At 66.5% G+C, this 19,564-nt stretch carries 16 protein-coding genes; 15 read left to right on the forward strand and 1 reads right to left on the reverse strand.

Features of this window, described 5'->3' with window-relative positions; genetic code table 11:
• Nucleotides 1-120: 120 nt before the first annotated feature.
• The 8 genes from LL06_RS00535 (at nucleotide 121) to sufA (ending at nucleotide 5,625) form a co-directional block, all read left to right on the forward strand.
• Complete coding sequence (locus LL06_RS00535; RefSeq protein WP_035520966.1) at nucleotides 121-462, forward strand: GIY-YIG nuclease family protein; 342 nt, start codon at nucleotides 121-123, stop codon at nucleotides 460-462.
• A 254-nt stretch (nucleotides 463-716) separates the two neighbouring features.
• Nucleotides 717-923 (forward strand): hypothetical protein, encoded by a 207-nt coding sequence (locus LL06_RS00540; RefSeq protein WP_035520967.1) that lies wholly within the window; start codon nucleotides 717-719, stop codon nucleotides 921-923.
• On the forward strand, nucleotides 916-1,377 hold the full coding sequence (locus LL06_RS26205) for a DoxX family protein (RefSeq protein WP_052161055.1): 462 nt from the start codon (nucleotides 916-918) through the stop codon (nucleotides 1,375-1,377). The genes LL06_RS00540 and LL06_RS26205 overlap by 8 nt, the downstream gene beginning before the upstream one ends.
• The gene (gene sufC, locus LL06_RS00550; protein ID WP_035520969.1) at nucleotides 1,370-2,125 is read left to right on the forward strand and encodes a Fe-S cluster assembly ATPase SufC; all 756 of its coding nucleotides are present in this window, start codon (nucleotides 1,370-1,372) and stop codon (nucleotides 2,123-2,125) included. The genes LL06_RS26205 and sufC overlap by 8 nt, the downstream gene beginning before the upstream one ends.
• Before the next feature lie 43 nt (nucleotides 2,126-2,168).
• On the forward strand, nucleotides 2,169-3,440 hold the full coding sequence (gene sufD / locus LL06_RS00555) for a Fe-S cluster assembly protein SufD (RefSeq protein WP_035520971.1): 1,272 nt from the start codon (nucleotides 2,169-2,171) through the stop codon (nucleotides 3,438-3,440).
• On the forward strand, nucleotides 3,433-4,671 hold the full coding sequence (locus LL06_RS00560) for a cysteine desulfurase (protein ID WP_161784906.1): 1,239 nt from the start codon (nucleotides 3,433-3,435) through the stop codon (nucleotides 4,669-4,671). The genes sufD and LL06_RS00560 overlap by 8 nt, the downstream gene beginning before the upstream one ends.
• Before the next feature lie 82 nt (nucleotides 4,672-4,753).
• Nucleotides 4,754-5,128, forward strand: coding sequence for an SUF system Fe-S cluster assembly protein (locus LL06_RS00565; protein WP_035520974.1), 375 nt, complete (start codon nucleotides 4,754-4,756; stop codon nucleotides 5,126-5,128).
• Nucleotides 5,129-5,235: 107 nt separating this feature from the next.
• Entirely contained in the window at nucleotides 5,236-5,625 is a 390-nt protein-coding gene (gene sufA, locus LL06_RS00570) for a Fe-S cluster assembly scaffold SufA (RefSeq protein ID WP_035520977.1), read from the forward strand.
• 359 nt (nucleotides 5,626-5,984) lie between these two features.
• On the opposite strand, the gene LL06_RS00575 is transcribed toward sufA, so the two are convergent.
• Nucleotides 5,985-8,540, reverse strand: a complete 2,556-nt coding sequence (locus LL06_RS00575) for an FAD-dependent oxidoreductase (RefSeq protein ID WP_035520979.1) — start codon at nucleotides 8,538-8,540, stop codon at nucleotides 5,985-5,987.
• A gap of 189 nt (nucleotides 8,541-8,729) precedes the next feature.
• On the opposite strand from LL06_RS00575, the gene LL06_RS00580 reads away from it, so the two are divergent.
• The 7 genes from LL06_RS00580 to LL06_RS00610 all read left to right on the forward strand — a co-directional run bounded on the left by LL06_RS00580 (nucleotide 8,730) and on the right by LL06_RS00610 (nucleotide 19,495).
• Entirely contained in the window at nucleotides 8,730-9,236 is a 507-nt protein-coding gene (locus tag LL06_RS00580; RefSeq protein WP_035520981.1) for a DUF1993 domain-containing protein, read from the forward strand.
• 139 nt (nucleotides 9,237-9,375) lie between these two features.
• Nucleotides 9,376-11,295: an autotransporter assembly complex family protein gene (locus LL06_RS00585; RefSeq protein WP_035521030.1), complete on the forward strand. Its 1,920-nt coding sequence runs from the start codon at nucleotides 9,376-9,378 to the stop codon at nucleotides 11,293-11,295.
• A gap of 1 nt (nucleotide 11,296) precedes the next feature.
• Nucleotides 11,297-15,487: a translocation/assembly module TamB domain-containing protein gene (locus tag LL06_RS00590; protein WP_035520983.1), complete on the forward strand. Its 4,191-nt coding sequence runs from the start codon at nucleotides 11,297-11,299 to the stop codon at nucleotides 15,485-15,487.
• Nucleotides 15,488-15,626: 139 nt separating this feature from the next.
• Nucleotides 15,627-16,076 (forward strand): peptide-methionine (R)-S-oxide reductase MsrB, encoded by a 450-nt coding sequence (gene msrB / locus LL06_RS00595; RefSeq protein WP_035520985.1) that lies wholly within the window; start codon nucleotides 15,627-15,629, stop codon nucleotides 16,074-16,076.
• A complete protein-coding gene (gene msrA / locus LL06_RS00600; protein ID WP_035520987.1) occupies nucleotides 16,077-16,583 on the forward strand; it encodes a peptide-methionine (S)-S-oxide reductase MsrA in 507 nt (168 codons plus the stop codon).
• 106 nt (nucleotides 16,584-16,689) lie between these two features.
• Complete coding sequence (locus tag LL06_RS00605) at nucleotides 16,690-18,168, forward strand: YdiU family protein (protein ID WP_035520989.1); 1,479 nt, start codon at nucleotides 16,690-16,692, stop codon at nucleotides 18,166-18,168.
• A gap of 115 nt (nucleotides 18,169-18,283) precedes the next feature.
• Nucleotides 18,284-19,495 (forward strand): glycerophosphodiester phosphodiesterase family protein, encoded by a 1,212-nt coding sequence (locus LL06_RS00610; RefSeq protein WP_035520991.1) that lies wholly within the window; start codon nucleotides 18,284-18,286, stop codon nucleotides 19,493-19,495.
• Nucleotides 19,496-19,564: the final 69 nt, after the last annotated feature.

The raw sequence follows: 19,564 nt of genomic DNA on the forward strand, positions 1-19,564 counted from the left end.
GGGACAAGCCCTAGGATGACGAACTGGAGAGGTTCGAAGATGACAAGGGACGCGCAAATCCCTCGCGATGTGATCCCCGGGCTCGTCCCGAGGATCTGCCGCAGGTGAGGGACGACAGGAATGACCGGCTTCGTCTACATGATGTCGGACAAGCCGCGCGGAGTGATTTACATCGGCGTTACCAGCGATCTGCATGGTCGCGCATGGGAGCACCGGACCGAAGTTCAGAAAGGGTTTTCGTCCAGATACCATCTTAGGCAGTTGGTCTGGTTTGAACGACACCCCAATATCGTTCTGGCCATCCAGAGAGAAAAGGCGCTGAAACGGTACAGAAGAGAGTGGAAAATCAATCTCATCGAGGCTTTCAATCCGACCTGGTTGGACCTTTATGAGCGGATAGACGAAATGGACAATGAGTACCGGCCGCATCCGGGGACACGATTGTGGAGCGATTACAACTGAGGCAGAGGGCGCCTTGGGGCATCGAAAGTGGAGAGGCCGAGATCCCTCCCCACGTCATCCTCGGGTCTGTCCCGAGGATCTACATAAGGCGGCGGATCGGGCGTTGGTGATGAAATGACGCAGGGGTTGCCCTTTCGAGGGTGTTGACAAACGAGGGGCCAGTAGATCCTCGGGACAGGCCCGAGGATGACGGCGGTGGGCCCGAGAATGGACGAAGCGAGACAACAAACGCGCGCAAAGAAGGAACGGTCGTGATGGTTGGCAAGGAAACCAAGGCTGAGATCGACAAGCTGAAGAAGCGGTACAAGGATCTGGGCGGGTCGATCGACGATCTCCTGGAGGCGATTTCGCGCGGCTCGACCACGAGCGACGCGGTGCTGAGCCGGGAACTGACCAAGGCGCGCATGGAACTGGCCTCGATCGCGCGGCGGCTGCAGGGCCTGCAGAACGACGATGACTGACACGGCCTCCAGCGCTGCGCCCGGATTTGCCGGGACGGTGGCCCGGGATGCCGCCGGCGCGGGCATGCTGGCGGTGGCGCGGATCGGCTTCGGCGTGTTCTTCGCCGGCTCCGCGGTGCTGAAGCTGACGGCGACCGCGACGATGGTCGAGATGCTGGGCGCCGCCGGCTTTGCCCGGCCGCTGCCGTGGATCTGGTTTGCGGCGCTGTGCCAGTTGCTGGGCGGCCTGGCGCTCATTGCCAACCGCCTGGTGCGGTGGGCGGCCCTTGGCCTGATCGCCTATGTGGCGGTGGTCAACGGCATCCTGCATGGGTTCTGGAGCCTCGACGGCGACGCCGCGTCGATCCAGTTCCAGTTGTTTTCGAAGAATCTCGGCATCATCGCCGGCCTTCTGGCCATTGGCGGCGCTGCCGGAACCTGGGGCATGTCCCGCAAAGAGGTATATTATGCTTGAGATCAAGAACCTTCACGCCCGCATCGCCGAGGACGGCACGGAAATCATCCGCGGGCTCAACCTGACCGTCAAGGCCGGAGAAGTCGCCGCCATCATGGGGCCGAACGGCTCGGGCAAGTCGACGCTCTCCTACATCCTGGCGGGGCGCGACGACTACGAGGTCACCGAGGGCGACATCCTCTACAATGGCGAGAGCATTCTGGAACTCGACCCGTCCGAGCGCGCCGCCAAGGGCATCTTCCTCGCCTTCCAGTACCCGGTGGAAATCCCGGGCGTTGCCACCATGCAGTTCCTCAAGGTGGCGATGAACGAGCAGCGCAAGGCGCGGGGCGAGGACGAGCTGAAGACGCCGGAATTCATCCGGCTGGTCAAGGAAGCCGCCGCCAGCCTGCAGATCGATCCCGACATGCTCAAGCGCCCGCTCAATGTCGGCTTCTCCGGCGGCGAGAAGAAGCGCGCCGAGATCCTGCAGATGAAGCTGCTGGCGCCAAAGCTCTGCGTGCTCGACGAGACCGATTCCGGCCTCGACATCGACGCGCTCAAGATCGTCTCCGATGGCGTCAACGCGCTTCGCTCGCCCGACCGGGCGGTCATCGTCATCACCCACTACCAGCGCCTGCTCGAATACATCGTGCCCGACAGCGTGCACGTGCTCTACAAGGGGCAGGTGATCAAATCCGGCAACAAGGACCTGGCGCTCGACCTGGAAGCCAACGGCTATACCCAGATCATCGAGGCCGCCGCTTGAACCGACGCCGCAAAGACGGGCCGCAAGGCCAGGAGAGACAGGCATGAACATGCAGACCAAGCCGCCCCGCACCGCAGCCGAACAGGCGCTCCTCGACAGCTACGCCCGCATGGCGGGCCAGTTGCCGGGCGACGCCAAGGTGACGCTCGCGCGCGATCGCCTGCTGAGCGCCATCACCGACACGGGCCTGCCGACGCGGCGGATCGAAAGCTGGCACTACACCGACCTGCGCAATCTCCTGCGCACGGTTCCGGGCAAGCCGGCCGGCGGCGCCAAGCCGGTGGATGCGCTGGTCAGCGGCGCGGTCGTGTGGCCGGTGGTGCAGGGCGAGGCGGCGATGCCCGCGGCACCCGAGGGCGTGGAGCTTGCCCCGTTCATGGACCTGCTGGTCTCCGGCGAAGCCGCCCCGGCGCTCACCGCGCGCGGCTCCGATGATCTGATCGGCCAGCTCAACGGCGCCTTCGTCTCCGACGGCTACAGCTTTTCGGTTGCTGCGGACAAGACCATCGGCGAGATCATCGAGCTGCAGTCGGTCCAGGCGGGCGGGCAGGCGCACAACCGGTTCATCGCCGAGTTCGGCGCCCGGGCGAAGGCGACCGTGATCGAGCGGCACCTCGGCGACGCGGCCGAGGCCGGGTTGTCGAGCTCGATCTCCGCGCTCGACCTCGGCGAAGGCGCGGAGGTGACCTGGGTCATCCTGCAGGGCCACGGCGCCAAGGACCAGCATCTGGGGCAGATCTCGGCCCGGCTCGGCGCCGGCGCGACGCTCAAGCTCCATGTCATCAATGCCGGCGGCAAGCTCGTGCGCCAGGAAGTGCATGTGGACGTGGCGGGCGAGGGTGCTCACTTCGACCTGCGCTGCGTCAATCTGCTTGCGGGCGACAGCCAAACCGACGTGACGCTGACGCTCGGCCACGGCGTGCCGAACTCGACCTCCTCGGAGATCGTCCGCAACGTGGTGCTCGACCGCGCCCGCGGCGTGTTCCAGGGCCAGATCAAGGTGGCCAAGCAAGCCCAGAAGACCGACGCCAAGATGGCCTGCAACACGCTGCTCCTGTCCGACGAGGGCGAGTTCGCGGCCAAGCCCGAACTCGAGATCTTCGCCGATGACGTGGTCTGCGGCCACGGCGCCACGGTGATCGACATCGACCGCAACCATTTGTTCTACCTGATGGCCCGCGGCGTCACCGAGAAGACCGCGCGCGCGCTGCTGGTCAACGGCTTCGTCGATGAGCTGATCGACGAGCTCGGGAACGAGGAGCTGGTCGAGACGTTGAAAGCGCTTATCGAACAGTGGCTTGTCGACCATGGCTGATATTATGAATCACCCCTATGACGTCGAGGCCGTGCGCAAGGATTTCCCGATCCTGTCGCGCATGGTGCATGGCAAGCCGCTGGTCTATCTCGACAACGGCGCCTCGGCCCAGAAGCCGCAGGCGATGATCGACGCGGTCACCCACGCCTATTCCAACGAATACGCCAATGTGCACCGCGGCCTGCATTTCCTGTCGAACGCCGCCACCGACGCCTACGAGAACGCCCGCGCGATCGTCAGTCGTTTCCTCAACGCGCCGTCGGTCGACAATGTGGTCTTCACCAAATCCACCACCGAGGCGATCAACACGGTGGCCTATGGCTACGGCATGCCGCATTTGCGCGAGGGCGACGAGATCGTGCTCACCATCATGGAGCACCACTCCAACATCGTGCCGTGGCATTTCCTGCGCGAGCGCCAGGGCGTGAAGCTTGTCTGGGTCGGCGTCGACGACCAGGGCAATTTCGATCTCGACGATTTCCGCGCCGCTCTCACCGACCGTACGAAGCTGGTGGCGATCACGCATATGTCGAACGTGCTGGGCACGGTCGTCGACGTCAAGGAAGTCTGCCGCATCGCCCACGAGCGCGGCGTCAAGGTGTTGGTCGACGGCAGCCAGGCCGCGGTTCACCTGCCGGTCGATGTCCAGGACATCGGCTGCGACTGGTACGCGATGACCGGCCACAAGCTCTACGGACCTTCGGGCATCGGCGTGCTCTACGGCACCACCGAGGCGCTGAAGTCGATGCAGCCTTTCATGGGCGGCGGCGAAATGATCGTCGACGTGAGCGAGGAGGAGATCACCTACAATGATCCGCCGCACCGCTTCGAGGCGGGTACCCCGCCGATCGTGCAGGCGATCGGGCTCGGCGCCTCGCTCGACTACATGGAGAAGCTCGGCCGCGGCCGCATCGCCGCGCATGAGGCCGACCTCGCCGCCTACGCCACCGAGAAGCTGTCGGCCGTCAACGCGCTGCGTCTGATCGGCACGGCGCCGGGCAAAGGCGCGATCTTCGCCTTCGAGATCGAGGGCATCCACGCCCACGACATCTCGATGCTGATCGACCGTTCCGGCGTGGCGGTGCGGGCGGGCACCCATTGCGCCCAGCCGCTGCTCAAGCGGTTCGGCGCCACTTCCACTTGCCGGGCCTCGATGGGGCTCTACAATACCCGTGCGGAGATCGATGTGCTGGTGGAGGCACTCGACAAGGCGCGGGCGTTTTTCTCCTAGGTCCATGAGGGCCTAGATTTGTTCATGCCTGTCGATGGGAAACCGCCCCCGGTTCCCGGACAGACCAAAAGGAGCCAAGCCGATGAGCGACGCACCCACCACCGAAACGGCCCCGGCCGAAGAGCAGGTCTCGGCGATCCCGCGCGAGGAACTGGCGCGGCTGAGCGACGACATCATCTCGGCGCTCAAGACCGTCTATGACCCGGAAATCCCGGCCGACATCTACGAGCTCGGGCTGATCTACAAGATCGACATCGAGGACGACCGCATGGTCAAGATCCAGATGACGCTGACCGCGCCGGGCTGCCCGGTGGCCGGCGAAATGCCCGGTTGGGTGGAGAACGCCGTCAATACCGTGGAAGGCATTTCCGGCGTCGACGTGTCGATGACCTTCGATCCGCCCTGGACCCCCGACCGGATGAGCGAAGAGGCACAGGTCGCGGTCGGCTGGTACTAAGCTGGATCTCCGATCCCGCGTTGGCAACTTGTTAAGTTGACCGAACCACACTACATTCATGGAACGAAGCAGCGGGCCTTCACCCCGTTCTGCCGAAGGAGACCGTGATGGGTTTTGCCGTAATGACACTGACGCCGGCTGCCGCCGAGCGGGTCAAGACGATCGTGAAAAGCTCGGACAGCGCTGCGGGCATCCGCGTGAGCATCAAGAAGGGCGGCTGCGCCGGGATGGAATACGCCATTGATCTCGCGACCGAGGTCAATCCCAAGGACGACCGCATCGAGCGCGACGGCGCCAGCGTGTTCGTGGCCCCCGAGGCCGTTCTCTACCTGCTCGGCACCGAGATGGACTACGAGATCACCAAGCTGCGCTCCGGCTTCGTCTTCAACAACCCCAACCAGACGTCCGCCTGCGGCTGCGGCGAATCGGTCGAGCTCAAGCCCGCGGATCTCGCGCGCCTGGCCGAGGCCGGCAATGCGGTGGTGCGGGCTGAGTGAACTGCGTGATTCGGCTCAGAGGTTGAGTCAGGCCGTTTGCAAGTTGAGTCTTGAAATGCCCGCAAGTCGATGACTTTGCGGGCGTTTTTGTGGGTGGTGGTTGACGTGTTTCGCATTCTGTTGAACCACGTCCTGATCCCGCGCACTATCCACGCCCACCGCCGTCATCCTCGGGCTTGTCCCGAGGATCTCCTGTGCCTGACCCGTGAACGGGCTTTCGGACAACCGGGAGGTCGTTCTGCACGCCTTCGGTTGTCGCGGGGCGGACTCTGTAGATCCTCGGGACAAGCCCGAGGATGACGTAGGAGAGGCCGAGAATGACGCCTGAAAGGCCAAGGCCGACAACGATCTGCGGCCGCTTACCCCCGCATCTTCTCGCCCATCGGATCGAACGGCGCCTCGAGCGCGATCCGTGCGGGGCGGCGGATGCCCATGATCTCGATCTCGAACAGGCCCTCGTCGCCATTGGTCGCGAGCGCCGCGGGGATGTAACCCTGGGCCATCGAGCTTCCGATCGTGTGGGCGTAGCCGCCCGAGGTGATCCAGCCGACGACGCGCCAGTCGCCGTCGCGCAGGGTACCGCCTTCGGGCTTGGCGATCTCGGTGCCGTCACCGTCGAAGCGCGGCGCGCCGTAGCCGTGCGGCGGCTCCACCGTGCCGTAATCGGTGTCGCCGATTTTCGCCCAGACCGGCTCGTCGCCCATCACGTCGGCGTCGAGCGCATCGACCAGGAACGAGGTGCGCATCAGCTTCGGGCCGTCGGCGTGTTCCTTCGCAGCCGCCTCGCGGCCGATGAAGTCGTTCTTGGAAAGCTTGATGAAGCGCTCCATGCCGCCCTCATAGGGGCCGTAGATCGGGCGCAATTCGCGGAACCAGGTCGGGAAATTCTTCTCGAGCCGCATCGACAAGAGCGCCCGCATGCCGAAATCGACGATGCCGAATTCCTCGCCCGCCGCCTTGATGGCGCGGTAGATCGCCTGCTGGTAGCAGGGTTCCATCCAGATCTCGTAGCCAAGGTCGCCGGTGTAGGTGACGCGGTTGACCATGCAGGGCGCGCCGCCGACATCCATGGTGCGGAAATCCATGAAACGGAAGGCGGCGTTCGACACGTCGTCGTCGGTCAATTTGGCGAGCACATCGCGGGCGTGGGGGCCTGCGATGGAGAGACCCACGAGGCTCAGATCGTAGCGGTGGACGCGGATCGATCCGTCCTTCGGCAGGTGCTTCTCAAACCAGCGCATGTGATAGCGCTGCGCCGCCGACGAACCCCAGACCATGAAATCCTCGTCGCCGGCCTTGGCGATGGTGAAATCGCCGATCAGCTTGCCGAACTCGTTGAGCATCGGAGTGAGCACGATGCGGCCCTGCTTCGGCATGGTGTTGGTCATCAGGTGCGACAGCCAGGCTTCCGCGCCCTGGCCGGTGACGCGGTACTTGGCGAAATTGGCGATCTCGGTCACGCCGACGCGCTCGCGGGTGGCGCGGACCTCGTTGCCGATAGGCTCGAAATCGTTGGAGCGGTGGAACGAGAGCACGTCATGGGCTTCCTCCGCCGAGGGCGCGAACCAGAGCGGCGTCTCGAGCCCCCAACTGTCGCCCATCACCGCGTGGTTGTCGCGCACCATGACGTCGTAGAGCGGCGTGGTCTGCTGCGGGCGGGCGGCCGGCAGTTCCTCGTTGGGGAAGCGGATCGAGAAGCGGCGGGAATAGTTCTCGCGCACCTTGGCGTTGGTGTAGCGCAGCGTCGACCATTCGCCGAAGCGGGCGACATCCATGCCCCAGATGTCGGCGCCCGGATCGCCATGCACCATCCAGTTCGACAGCGCGAGGCCGACGCCGCCGCCCTGGGAAAAGCCCGCCATCACCGCACAGGCGGTCCAGTAATTGGTGAGCCCCGGCACGGGACCCACCAGCGGATTGCCGTCGGGGGCGAAGGTGAAGGGGCCGTTGATCACCTGCTTGATGCCGGCGTTCTCCATCGCCGGGAAATGGCGGAAGCCCACTTCCAACGAGGGCGCGATGCGGTCGAGATCGGGCGCCAGCAGTTCATGGCCGAAATCCCAGGGCGTGTTGACTGGCGACCAGGGCTTGCAGGCCTTCTCATAGGTGCCGAGCAGGATGCCGGAGCGCTCCTGGCGGGTATAAATCTCGCCCTTGAAGTCGATGACGCCCACCAGTTCGCGGCCGGTCCTGGCGTTGAACTCCAGCACCTCGGGCATTTCCTCGGTCAGCAGATACATGTGCTCCATGGCGAGCAGCGGCAGTTCGAGGCCGACCATGCGGCCCACTTCGCGCGCCCAGAGACCGCCGGCATTGACCACGTGGTCGGCCTTGACCGTGCCCTGCTCGGTGATGACGTTCCAGGTGCCGTCGGCCTCCTGGGTCAGTTCGATGACGCGGTTCCTGAGCACGATCTCGGCGCCGAGCTTCCTGGCCGCCTTGGCATAGGCGTGGGTGGTGCCGGAGGGATCGAGATGGCCTTCGACCGGATCCCAGAGAGCGCCGACGAAATTGCTCTCGTCCATCAGCGGGAACATGGCTTTGGCCTCGGACGGGGTGATGAGTTCCGTTTCCATGCCGAGATAGCGGCCCTTGGCGTGCACCAGGCGGAGGAAATCCATGCGCTCGGGGCTGTCGGCCATCATCACGCCGCCGGTCAGATGCAGGCCGCAGGACTGGCCGGAGAGCTCCTCGAGCTCCTGGTAGAGGCTCACGGTATAGGCTTGCAGTTTTGCAACGTTGGGGTCACCGTTGAGCGTGTGAAAGCCGCCGGCGGCATGCCAGGACGAGCCCGAGGTCAGTTCCGAGCGCTCGATCAGCATCACGTCGGTCCAGCCGGCCTTGGCCAGATGATACAGCACGGAACACCCCACAACGCCGCCGCCGATGACCACGGCTCTCACATGCGATTTCATTGTCACTCTCCAGGCTCGAAATTCCGCGGCAGATTGCGAAATCGGCCCCTGCGGCACAAGAGGCAAATGCGACATCGCCAACAAAGAATATTTCATCCCGCACGGGGATGCCGCTTGTGTCCGGGTGATCGGCGTTCCACATAGGCCTCGACGGGAAATTGCTTCCTGTGACGCCAACCGGAGGATCCGATGACAGTTTCCCTGCACGCCATGTCAGTGCCGTTCTATGCCGCCATGCTCAACAATCTCGGCAAAGTGCTGACGAAGGCCGAAGCCTGGGCCGCCGACCGCAAGATCGACCCCGCGATCCTCCTCAACGACCGGCTGGCGCCCGACATGTTCACCCTGAAGCGGCAGGTGCAGATCGCCACCGACCACGCCAAGGGCGCGGCCGCACGGCTGGGCGGCGTCGATCTGCCGTCGTTTCCCGACACGGAGGAAACCTTCGCGGAACTGCAGGGCCGCATCGCCAAGGTGCGCGACTTCATCCAGAGCGTGCCAGAGGCCGGTTTCGAGGGGGCGGAGGACCGCCCGATCACGATCAAGGTCGGCCCGCAGGAGATGACGTTTTCCGGCGTCCAGTATCTGCAGGGCTATTCGGTCCCGAACTTCTATTTCCACATGACGGCCGCCTACGCGATCCTCAGGCACAACGGCGTGCCTCTGGGCAAGGCCGATTTCTTCGGCCGCGGTTGAGCGCCAAGGGGTATAAATCGCGCCAATCCCCTATATAAGGGAACATGGTCCTCGCCACGGCGTTGAGACGGGTTAACATGTGTTCAGGAAGCGTTCACCGCGACCTGCTAGATTGGTGATGATGAAAGACGCGCGGGACATGACCTCCAGAGCGCGCGGCCTCTTTTGGCTGCGCAGCCTTCCGGCTGTCCTGTGCATCGGTCTGGCGGGGATCGTGGTTTCCGCTCCGGCCGGCGCTTTCGAGATCTTCGGATTGAAGCTGTTCGAGGAAGATGAGCCGGCGGCGATCGAAATCGTCGATCCGCTCGCCTACACGGTCACGCTCGAGGTGGAGGGCGCCGATCCGGACGGCGCGTTGCGTGAACAGCTTGTCGCTGCGTCGCAACTGATGCGCGGCGCGGAGGACCCGGTGCCGGGCTCGATCGGCCTCATCCAGCGGGCAAATGGGGATTTCGAACAACTGGTGGCGGCGCTCTACGAGAACGCCCGCTATGCCGGCGAGGTGCGGATCCTGCTCAACGGACGGCCGCTGGCCGATCTGCCGCCCGATGCGGACCTGTCGGGCGCCGAACCCGTGCCGGTGCGGATCCTGGTGGCGCCGGGCAAGCAGTTCCGCTTCGGCGACATCGTCATCCGCGACGCCGACGGCCAGGCCTATGCCGCCCGGGAGCAGGGGCTGGTGACGGGCGAAATCGCCCGCTCGACCGTGATTCTCGACGCCGAGACCGCCCTGGTCCGCGAACTCGAAAAGGCCGGCCATCCGCTTGCCCAGGTCTCCGGCCGCGATGTCGTGGCCGACCATGCCCGCGGTGTGCTCGACGTGGCGCTGTTGCTCGACGCCGGGCCGGTCGCGCCCTTCGGGTCGACGTCGGTCGAGGGCGCCGAAAGCGTCGATTCCGCCTTCATCGCCCGGATGACCGGCATCCCCGAAGGCGAGCGCTATGATCCGGAAGACCTTGCCGCGGCGGAAAAGCGCCTGCGGGCGCTTGAGGTGTTCTCGAGCGTCACCGTGCGCGGCGCCGACAGCCTGTCGGCCGATGGCGCGGTGCCGGTGCAGGTGACCGTGTCGGAACGCAAGCATCGCTATCTCGGCGCGGGCGCCACCTATTCGTCGACCGACGGCGGCGGGCTGGAGGCCTATTGGGGCCACCGCAACCTGTTCGGCCACGCCGAGAAACTGCGCATCGAGGGATCGGTGAGCAGGCTGGGCGCGACCAGCGAGACCAAGGACCTGACCTATCGCGGTGCGGTGCTGTTCGAAAAGCCCGGCGTGCTCGGGCCCGCCTCCAAATTCACCTCGCGGCTCGAGGTCGAGCAGGAGAATCCCGACGCCTTCCGCAGGTTCTCGGTCGAGGGCGCCGTGGGCATCACTTATGAGCTCACCGAGACGCAGACCGTCTCCGCCGGCATCGATGTCGAATATGCCGAGCTCACCGACAGTTTCAACGTCGATCTTGAGACCATCACCGTCGCGCTGCCGCTCGAATATGTCCGCGACACGCGCGACAACGAGCTCAACCCGACGACGGGCACGCGGCTGGCGCTGCTGGTCGAGCCCGCGCATGAGATCAATGCGGGCGCGACCTTCGTCAAGCTGCGCGCCGAAGCCTCCGCCTACCGCGCGCTTGACGCCGAAAAGCGCTTCGTCGCCGCCGGACGGCTCGCCGCCGGGTCGATCTATGGCGCCGACCTGGCCCAGATCCCGGCAAACCGGCGGTTCTACGCCGGCGGCGGCGGCTCGGTGCGCGGCTACGGCTACCAGGACATCGGCCCGGTCAACGCTCTGGGAAATCCGACCGGCGGCCGGTCGCTGCTTGAAGCCTCGGCGGAGCTGCGCATCGGCATCACCGAGACGATCGGCCTGGTGCCGTTCGTCGATGTGGGCCTGGTTTCCGCCAACGAGGATTTCTCCGGCTCCGAATTCAAGGCCGGCGCCGGCCTTGGCCTTCGTTACCGGACCCCGTTCGGCCCGCTGCGCATCGATGTCGCGGTGCCGTTGAACAAGGGTCCCCTGGATCCCGACTATGGAATTTATGCCGGGATCGGGCAGGCGTTCTGACATGGCCGCTGAGAAAAAAGCCAAATCCCGTCCGGGCATGCTCTGGCGCGTGCTGCGCTGGATCGCCATCCTGATTCTCGTCGTTATCGCCCTGCTGGTGGTCGTGTTCGCGACCACGCCCGGGGGACGGATGATCGCGCTGACGCTCAACCGGCTTGGGTCCAGTCCCGGACAGAGCGTGGAGATCGACCGCATCGATGGGCTCTTGTCGGGCTCGACGCGGATCGGCCATGTGATGCTCACCGACGCCGCCGGCGAGCCCTGGCTGCTGCTCAAGGGCATTCACATCGACTGGTCGCCGCTGGCGCTGGTGAGCGCCGCGTTCGAAGTCGACAGCCTGACCATCGACCGGGTGGAATTGGCGCGCCTGCCGGCGCCGGGCGAGGACCCGGCCGAAGGCGGCGCGGTGATGCTGCCGCTGGCCTTCGACATCAAGCGGTTCGAAGCCGCCGACATCGTTGTGGGCGAGCCGGTGGCGGGGCGGATCGCGCGGTTCGAGGCGAGGGGCAGCGCCCAGGTCGATGGGTCGCTCTCCACCGTGCTTGCCGACCTGGTGGTGCAGCGCACCGACGGCGTCGGCGGCGAGCTGACGCTCGATGCCGACTATCAGGAGGCGGAGGACCTGTTCAACGTCTCGGCCAAGCTGAGCGAACCCGCGGGCGGCGTCATGGCCAATCTGCTGGGACTGTCGCCCGACGACGCCATCAGCCTGACCGCCACGTCGCAGGGGTCGCTCACCGACTGGCAGCTCAACGCCAACGGCCTGATCGACGACGAGATCGTGGCGGAAGCGACCGTGCGGATGACCGCGGGCGAAGCGGGCGAGGCGGTGTCGATCGAGGCCAGCGGCCTGTTCGAACGGTTCCTGCCGCCGTCGCTGAGCCAGATCGTCGCCGGGCGCAGCGAGCTGCTGCTCGAGGGGCTGATCGAGCCGGAGCGCACCGGCGCGGTCATCGACGTCTTCACCTTCTCCTCCGCGCGACTGAGCGCCCAGGGGCGCGGACGCGTGGCGCGGGAAGGCGAGGTGGATCTGACTTTGTCGGTGGCGCCGCAGCCCGGCGCCGGCGACCTGAGCTTCGGCGAGGGCGCCTCGCGCGTCAGTCTCGCCGTTCCCGCAGCCGACATCCGCGTCACCGGCAGCGCCGAGGAAGCCGCCGTCACTGTCGAGGTCGCGACGGACCGGGTGGCGGGCTCCGGCTACAGCGCCGATGCGGTCACCGCGGTCGCCGATTTCAAGCAATTTTCGCTCGCGACCCGCAGCGGCGCCGGGACGCTATCCTTGAAGATCGGCGCGGTGGGATCCAGCAACGACATTGTCGCGCGCGCCGTGGCCGGCGGGGTCACCCTGTCGGGAGACGTCGCGCTCGGCGAAGACGGCGCGATCGCCAGCAACCGGATCGATGTCAAGACGGGCGTGGCCGAGATGGCCGTCGAGGGCGTGTCCTACGATGCCGCGGGCGCCTTGCAGGCGCGTCTCGCCGGCACGGTCCGCACGGCGGTGCTGTCCGACCAGGCGCCCGGGATCCTGGGGCCCGACGCGCGCTTTGCCGGGGAAGTCTCGCTCGACGAGGCCGGCGCGCTTGCGGTCAGGGATTTCCAGCTCGCCTCAGAATACGCCACCGCCTCGGGCGGCGTGGCGCTTTCGGGTGCCGGCGAGATCGCCGGCGACATCGAGGCCAGCCTGTCGCGGCTCGCGGGCGTGAACGAGGCCGTCTCCGGCGGCCTCGCTCTCGCGGCGACCGTCTCCGGGAGAAGCGCGGCGCCGGCCTTCGAGGCGCGGATCACCGGACAGTCGCTGAGCGTGGAGGGCCGCGATCTCTCGGATCTGGTGCTCGAGGCCAGCGGCGTGGCCGATCCGGCCGCACCACAGGCGAATATCGGCCTCACCGGAACGCTGGAGGGGCGCCCCATCAAGGGCAGCGTCGTGGTGGCGCAGGCCGATGGCGCGGTGAGGATCGATCCGTTGAGACTCGAGGTGGCGGACAATCTGATTTCGGGCACCCTGGTGCTCGACGAGGCCTACCGGCCGACGGGCGCGATCGAGCTCGACATCAAGGATCTGGGTTCGCTGTCGGCGCTGGCGCTGCAGACCGTCAAGGGCAGCGGCGGCGGGACGATCAAGTTCGAGGTGGTGGACGGCCGGTCGGTCGCCGACATCGCGCTCGGATTTCCCGAAATCACCGACGCGGGCTTCTCGCTCCGCGACGCCCGGCTGACGGCGACCATCGCCGACCTGCTGGGGACGCCAAAGCCCGAGGGAAAGCTGGACGTGGCGGCGCTGAGCGCCGGCACCACCGATGTCTCCGGCCTCGCGGCCACCTTCTCGCAGGCCCAGGGCTGGACCGTGATCGAGGGCAAGGCCCAGGCCGCCGGATTTCCCGTCGTGATCGAGGCGCGGGTGCGCCAGGGCGATGCGGGCATCGAGCTCGAGGTCGAAACCGGCCGCACGTCCTATGAGGGCCTCGCCATCGTCCTGACCGAGCCGGCGCGGGTTGTGGTCAAGGACGGCACGGCGCGCATCGAGCAACTGACGATCTCGCCCGGCGGCGGCACGGTGGCGGTGTCGGGCACGGCCGGCGAGGCGCTCAACATCGACCTGGCGATCTCGAACCTGCCGCTCACGGCGGTCAATGCGCTGGCGCCGGGCGCCGGGCTCTCGGGTTCGGTCTCGGGCCAGGTGAGGGTCCGCGGCACGGGGTCGGCTCCGGTCGTCAGCTATGATCTCAACGCCAGCGCCGTCCGCGCCGCCGCGGCCTCCGCGGTGGCCGACGTGCCGCTGTCGATCACGGCCACCGGCGGGCTCACCGGCGGACGGCTGCGCTTTGACGCGCGCGCCAATGGCGGCGGGTTGGCCTTCACCGCCGCGGGCGGGCTCGACACCGGCGGCGCGCGTTCGATCTCCGCCACCGTCAACGGCACCGCGCCGTTCTCGCTTCTGTCCGCGCCGCTGGCCCGGCAGGGGCTGGGACTGACCGGCGCGGCGCAGATCGACATGGACATCGGCGGCACGCTGGGCGGGGTGCGGATTTCAGGCACGGTGCGGACCTCGGACGCGCGGCTGGTCGATGCCCGCTCGGGCATCGCCATCACCGGCCTGAGCGCCGAGATCGGGCTCTCGCCGGACCAGGCCAACATCCGGTCGCTTTCGGGCGAATTGTCCTCGGGCGGGCGGATCACCGGTTCGGGCACCGTCGGGCTTGACGCCTCCGCCAGTTTTCCGGCCGATCTGCAGCTCAAGGTCGAGCGCGGCCGCTATGCCGACGGCAAGACCGTGGCGACGCGCTTCGACGCCGATCTGGCGCTCACCGGTCCGCTGACGAACGCCCCCAAGCTGTCCGGCACCGTGGCGCTGGATGAGACCACGATCACCGTTCCCGACACGCTCCCGAGCTCGATCTCGCAATTGAACGTGACGCACGAGAATGCCTCGGCGCAGGTCCGGTCCCAGGCCGAGCGCCTGTCGGGCGGCAGCGCCGGCGGCTCGTCGGCGGGCCTGGCGCTCGATGTCGAGGTGCGGGCGGGCCGTCTGTTCGTCCGTGGCAGGGGCATGGATGTGGAGCTTGGCGGATCGGTGCGGCTGACCGGCACCACCGGCGCGCCGGTCGCCGCGGGCGGGTTCGACCTCAGACGCGGCCGGCTCAGCATTCTCGGCCAGAGGCTGAATTTCGACAGCGGCTCCCTGGGTTTCGCCGGCTCCGTGGTGCCGATCCTCAATCTGGCGGCGACGAGCCGCTCGGGGTCGACGACGGTCACGGTGCGGGTGACCGGTCCCGCCGATTCGCCGGACTTCAGTTTCAGCTCCAGCCCTGAACTGCCGGAGGACGAAGTGCTGGCGCAGTTGGTGTTCGGCCGCTCGATGAGCAGCCTGTCGCCGCTGCAGATCGCCCAGCTCGCCGAGGCCGTCGGCCAGTTGACCGGCGCGGTCAAGGGCGGCGGGCTGGTGGAGCAGCTTCGCCGCGCCACCGGCGTCGACGACATCGACGTGCGCACCGACGAGGAGACCGGCGACACGTCGCTCGGCGTCGGCAAATATCTCAACGACCGGACCTATCTCGGCCTCGAGAGCGGCGGCTCGGCCGGCGACGGCAAGGCCCGGATCGATCTCGACATCGGCAAGGGCATCAAGCTGCGCGGCGAGGCCGGCTCCAGCGGCGAAACCAAGGGCGGCATCTTCTTCGAACGCGAATATTGAGCCGTTTCAGCCGCTTCTCACCGCAAGTTGAGATTTCGTGACGTCCATTTCCCGACCGGAAACGATCGCTGCGATTGAAAACCGGACCGCTGTGGCCCATCTCACACTCAGACACGACAACCCTCAAGGGAGCCACGGCATGACCAAGACCTTTGCCCGGACCGACGACGCCATCGCGAAGCTCACGCCCGAACAGTTCCGGGTGACCCAGCAGAACGGCACCGAGCGGCCGTTCACCGGCGAATACAATGACAACAAGGCGGTAGGCATTTATGTCGACATCGTCTCGGGCGAGCCGCTGTTTGCCTCCTCCGACAAGTTCGAGAGCGGCTGCGGCTGGCCGAGCTTCACCAAGCCGATCGAGCCCGCGCATGTGGCGGAACTTCGCGACGTGAGCCACGGCATGGTGCGCACCGAAGTCCGCTCCAGGCATGGCGACAGCCATCTCGGCCACGTGTTCCCGGACGGGCCGCAGGACCGCGGCGGGCTCAGATACTGCATCAATTCCGCATCCTTGCGGTTCGTGCCCAAAGCCGACATGGTGACTGAGGGCTATGGCGATTATCTTGACCAGGTGGAGGATATCTAGATGAGCGAGCGCGCAGTTCTGGCCGGCGGATGTTTCTGGGGCATGCAGGACCTGATCCGCAGGATGCCGGGCGTCGAGGACACCCGCGTCGGCTACACCGGCGGTGACGTGAAGAACGCCACCTACCGCAACCACGGCACCCATGCCGAAGGCATCGAGATCATCTTCGATCCGGCCCGCATCAGCTACCGGCAGTTGCTCGAGTTCTTCTTCCAGATCCACGATCCCACCACGCCCAACCGGCAGGGCAACGACCGCGGCCTGTCCTACCGCTCGGCGATCTACTACACCGATGACGAGCAGCGGCGGATCGCGCTCGACACCATCGCCGATGTCGACGCCTCCGGGCTGTGGCCGGGCAAGGTGGTGACCGAGGTCGAGCCCGCGGGCGATTTCTGGGAAGGCGAACCCGAGCACCAGGATTATCTCGAGCGGATCCCCAATGGCTACACCTGCCATTTCGTTAGGCCCGACTGGGTGCTGCCCAAGCGCGACGCCGCCGAATAGCAGGCTGCGCCTGTCCGCCCGACGAATGGCGGCCGGTCGGACCCGTGGTTCTCGCCGGCTGCCCATCGTCGGGCAGGGACAGCGACCAAGCGAGAGGAGTTCCCCCATGACGATCGCGCACTTCGCCTTCGACAATTCCTACGCCCGCGAGCTCGAGGGGTTCTACGTGCCGTGGAAGGGCGCCGAGGTGCCCGCGCCGAAGATGATCCGCTTCAACGCCGCGCTCGCGCAGGAACTGGGGCTCGACCCGGTGGCGCTCGACAGCGACGAGGGTGCGGCGATCTTTGCCGGTCACACCGCGCCCGAAGGGGCCGCGCAACTGGCGATGGCCTATGCCGGGCACCAGTTCGGCGGCTTCTCGCCGCAACTGGGCGACGGCAGGGCGCTTCTCCTGGGCGAGGTGATCGACACGCACGGACAGCGGCGCGACATCCATCTCAAGGGATCCGGCCGGACGCCGTTTTCGCGCGGCGGCGACGGCAAGGCGGTGCTGGGTCCGGTGCTGCGCGAATACATCATCGGCGAAGCCATGCATGCGCTCGGCGTGCCCACCACGCGGGCCCTGGCCGCAGTGACGACCGGTGAGAAGATCCTGCGCCAGCAGGGGCCCGAGCCCGGCGCGGTGCTGGCGCGGGTGGCGTCGAGCCATCTGCGCGTGGGCACCTTCCAGTTCTTCGCCGCCCGCGGCGAGACTGATCGGCTGCGGCAATTGGCGGACTATGCGATTGCCCGGCACTATCCGCAGCTCGAAGGCCGGCCCGACCGCTATCTAGGTCTCCTCGCCGCGGTGCGCGACCGCCAGGCGGCGCTGATCGCGTCCTGGATGCATCTGGGCTTCGTGCACGGGGTGATGAACACCGACAACATGACGATTTCCGGCGAGACCATCGATTACGGCCCCTGCGCCTTCATCGACGGCTACGATCCGGCCGCCGTGTTCAGCTCCATCGACAGCCACGGCCGCTACGCCTATGGCAACCAGCCGAAGATCGCCCAGTGGAACCTGGCGCGGCTGGCCGAAACGCTGCTCGACCTGATCAACCCGGACGACAGCGACGACGCCGTGGCCCGCGCGAGCGAGGTCATCAACTTCTTTCCGCTCGCCTATGAGCGCGCCTGGCTCAAGGGCCTGCGCGCCAAGCTTGGGCTTGCCCGTGCCGAAGACGGCGACCGGGAGCTGGGCGAGGCGCTGCTCGCGGCCATGGCAGCGCAGGCGGCCGATTTCACCCGGACATTCCGCAGCCTCTCGGCGATGGCCTCGGGCGATGCGGACAGGCTGCGCGCCGAGTTTGCCGATCCCGCCGCGATCGCGCCCTGGCTCGAGCGCTACCGGGCGCGGCTGGCTTTGGAGACCGGCCAGGCCGGCGACCGGGCGGCGGCGATGGACCGGGTCAATCCGGTCTATATCCCGCGCAACCACATGGTCGAGGCGGCGCTGCAATCGGCGACAAGCGGCGACCTGGCGCCGTTCGAGCGCCTGGTCGGCGTGCTTGCCGATCCCTTCACCGAGCGACCTGGCCTCGAGGTCTTCGCGCTTGGCGCGCCCACGGATTTCGGACCCTACACCACCTATTGCGGGACCTGACCGACGGCGTCGGCGGAAGCCCTTCTCCGCAGTGCTGCAGAAAATTCATGCCGGTGACACGCGGGTGTTACGCGAAGGGGGTTAGCTGTCTCTCCAACCAACAAGGAGATGGCTGATGCTTTTGAGATCCTGCGTTCTTGGCGCCGCACTGTGGGCCGCACCGCTTGGCGCCGCTCTTGCCAGCGACATCGAGGTCGGGCCGCGCCCGGCCTTCCTGATCGACAAGATGGCGGATGGGGCACTCAAGGAAAAACTCCTGTCCTGCGCCGGCGATCCCGTGAAAAAGACCCTGTTCTCGATCGGTCATCGCGGTGCGCCGCTGCAGTTTCCAGAGCACACGCGCGAATCCTACAGGGCGGCGGCCAAGATGGGCGCCGGCATCATCGAGTGTGACGTCACGTTCACCAGCGGCAAGGAACTGGTCTGCCGTCATGCCCAGAACGACCTGCACACCACGACCGACATTCTGGGCACCGATCTCGCCGGCACATGCACGCAAGGCTTCACGCCGGCCAAGGGCGGCAAGGCCTCGGCGGAATGCCGCACCTCCGACATCACGCTCGCCGAATTCAGGACGCTCAACGGCAAGATGGACGCGAGCGACCCCAGCGCCGAGACCGCGGAGGACTACATGAACGGCACCGCCGGGTTCCGCACCGACCTCTATGCCGCGGCCGGCGGCACGGTGATGACCCATGCCGAATCGATCGCGCTGATCGCCTCGCTTGGCGGCAAGTTCACGCCCGAGCTGAAATCGCCGTCGGTCGAGATGCCCTTCGACGGGTTCACCCAGGCCGATTACGCGCAGAAGATGATCGACGAGTACAAGGCGGCCGGCATTCCGGCCTCCGACGTGTGGCCGCAATCCTTCAATCTCGACGACGTGCTCTACTGGACCGAGAACGAGCCGGAATTCGGCAAGCAGGCGGTCTATCTCGATGGACGCGACAGCACCGAGGGTTTCGATCCGCTGAAGCCCGAGACCCTGAAGCCCACTATGCAGGAACTGGCCGACCAAGGCGTCAGGTACATCGCGCCGCCGATCTGGATGCTGCTGACCGTGGCCGACGGAAAGATCGTCCCGTCGCCCTATGCGGTCGCGGCGAAGAAGGCGGGGCTCAACATCATCTCCTGGTCCTTCGAGCGCGCCGGTCCGCTCAACAGCGGCGGCGGCTGGTATTACCAGTCGGTCAGCGACGTGATCGACAATGACGGGCAGATGTACGAGGTGCTCGACGTGCTGGCGCAGGAGGTGGGCATCGTCGGGATGTTCTCCGACTGGCCGGCGACGGTGAGCTACTATGCGAGCTGCATGGGCCTGAAATAGGGCCGGGGACTGTGGCGCCGGGCGGGTGCGGGTCGGCTCCCGATCCCGCTCCGCCCCTCCTTACCCGTT

Source organism: Hoeflea sp. BAL378 (assembly GCF_000759435.1).
GTDB lineage: Bacteria > Pseudomonadota > Alphaproteobacteria > Rhizobiales > Rhizobiaceae > Hoeflea.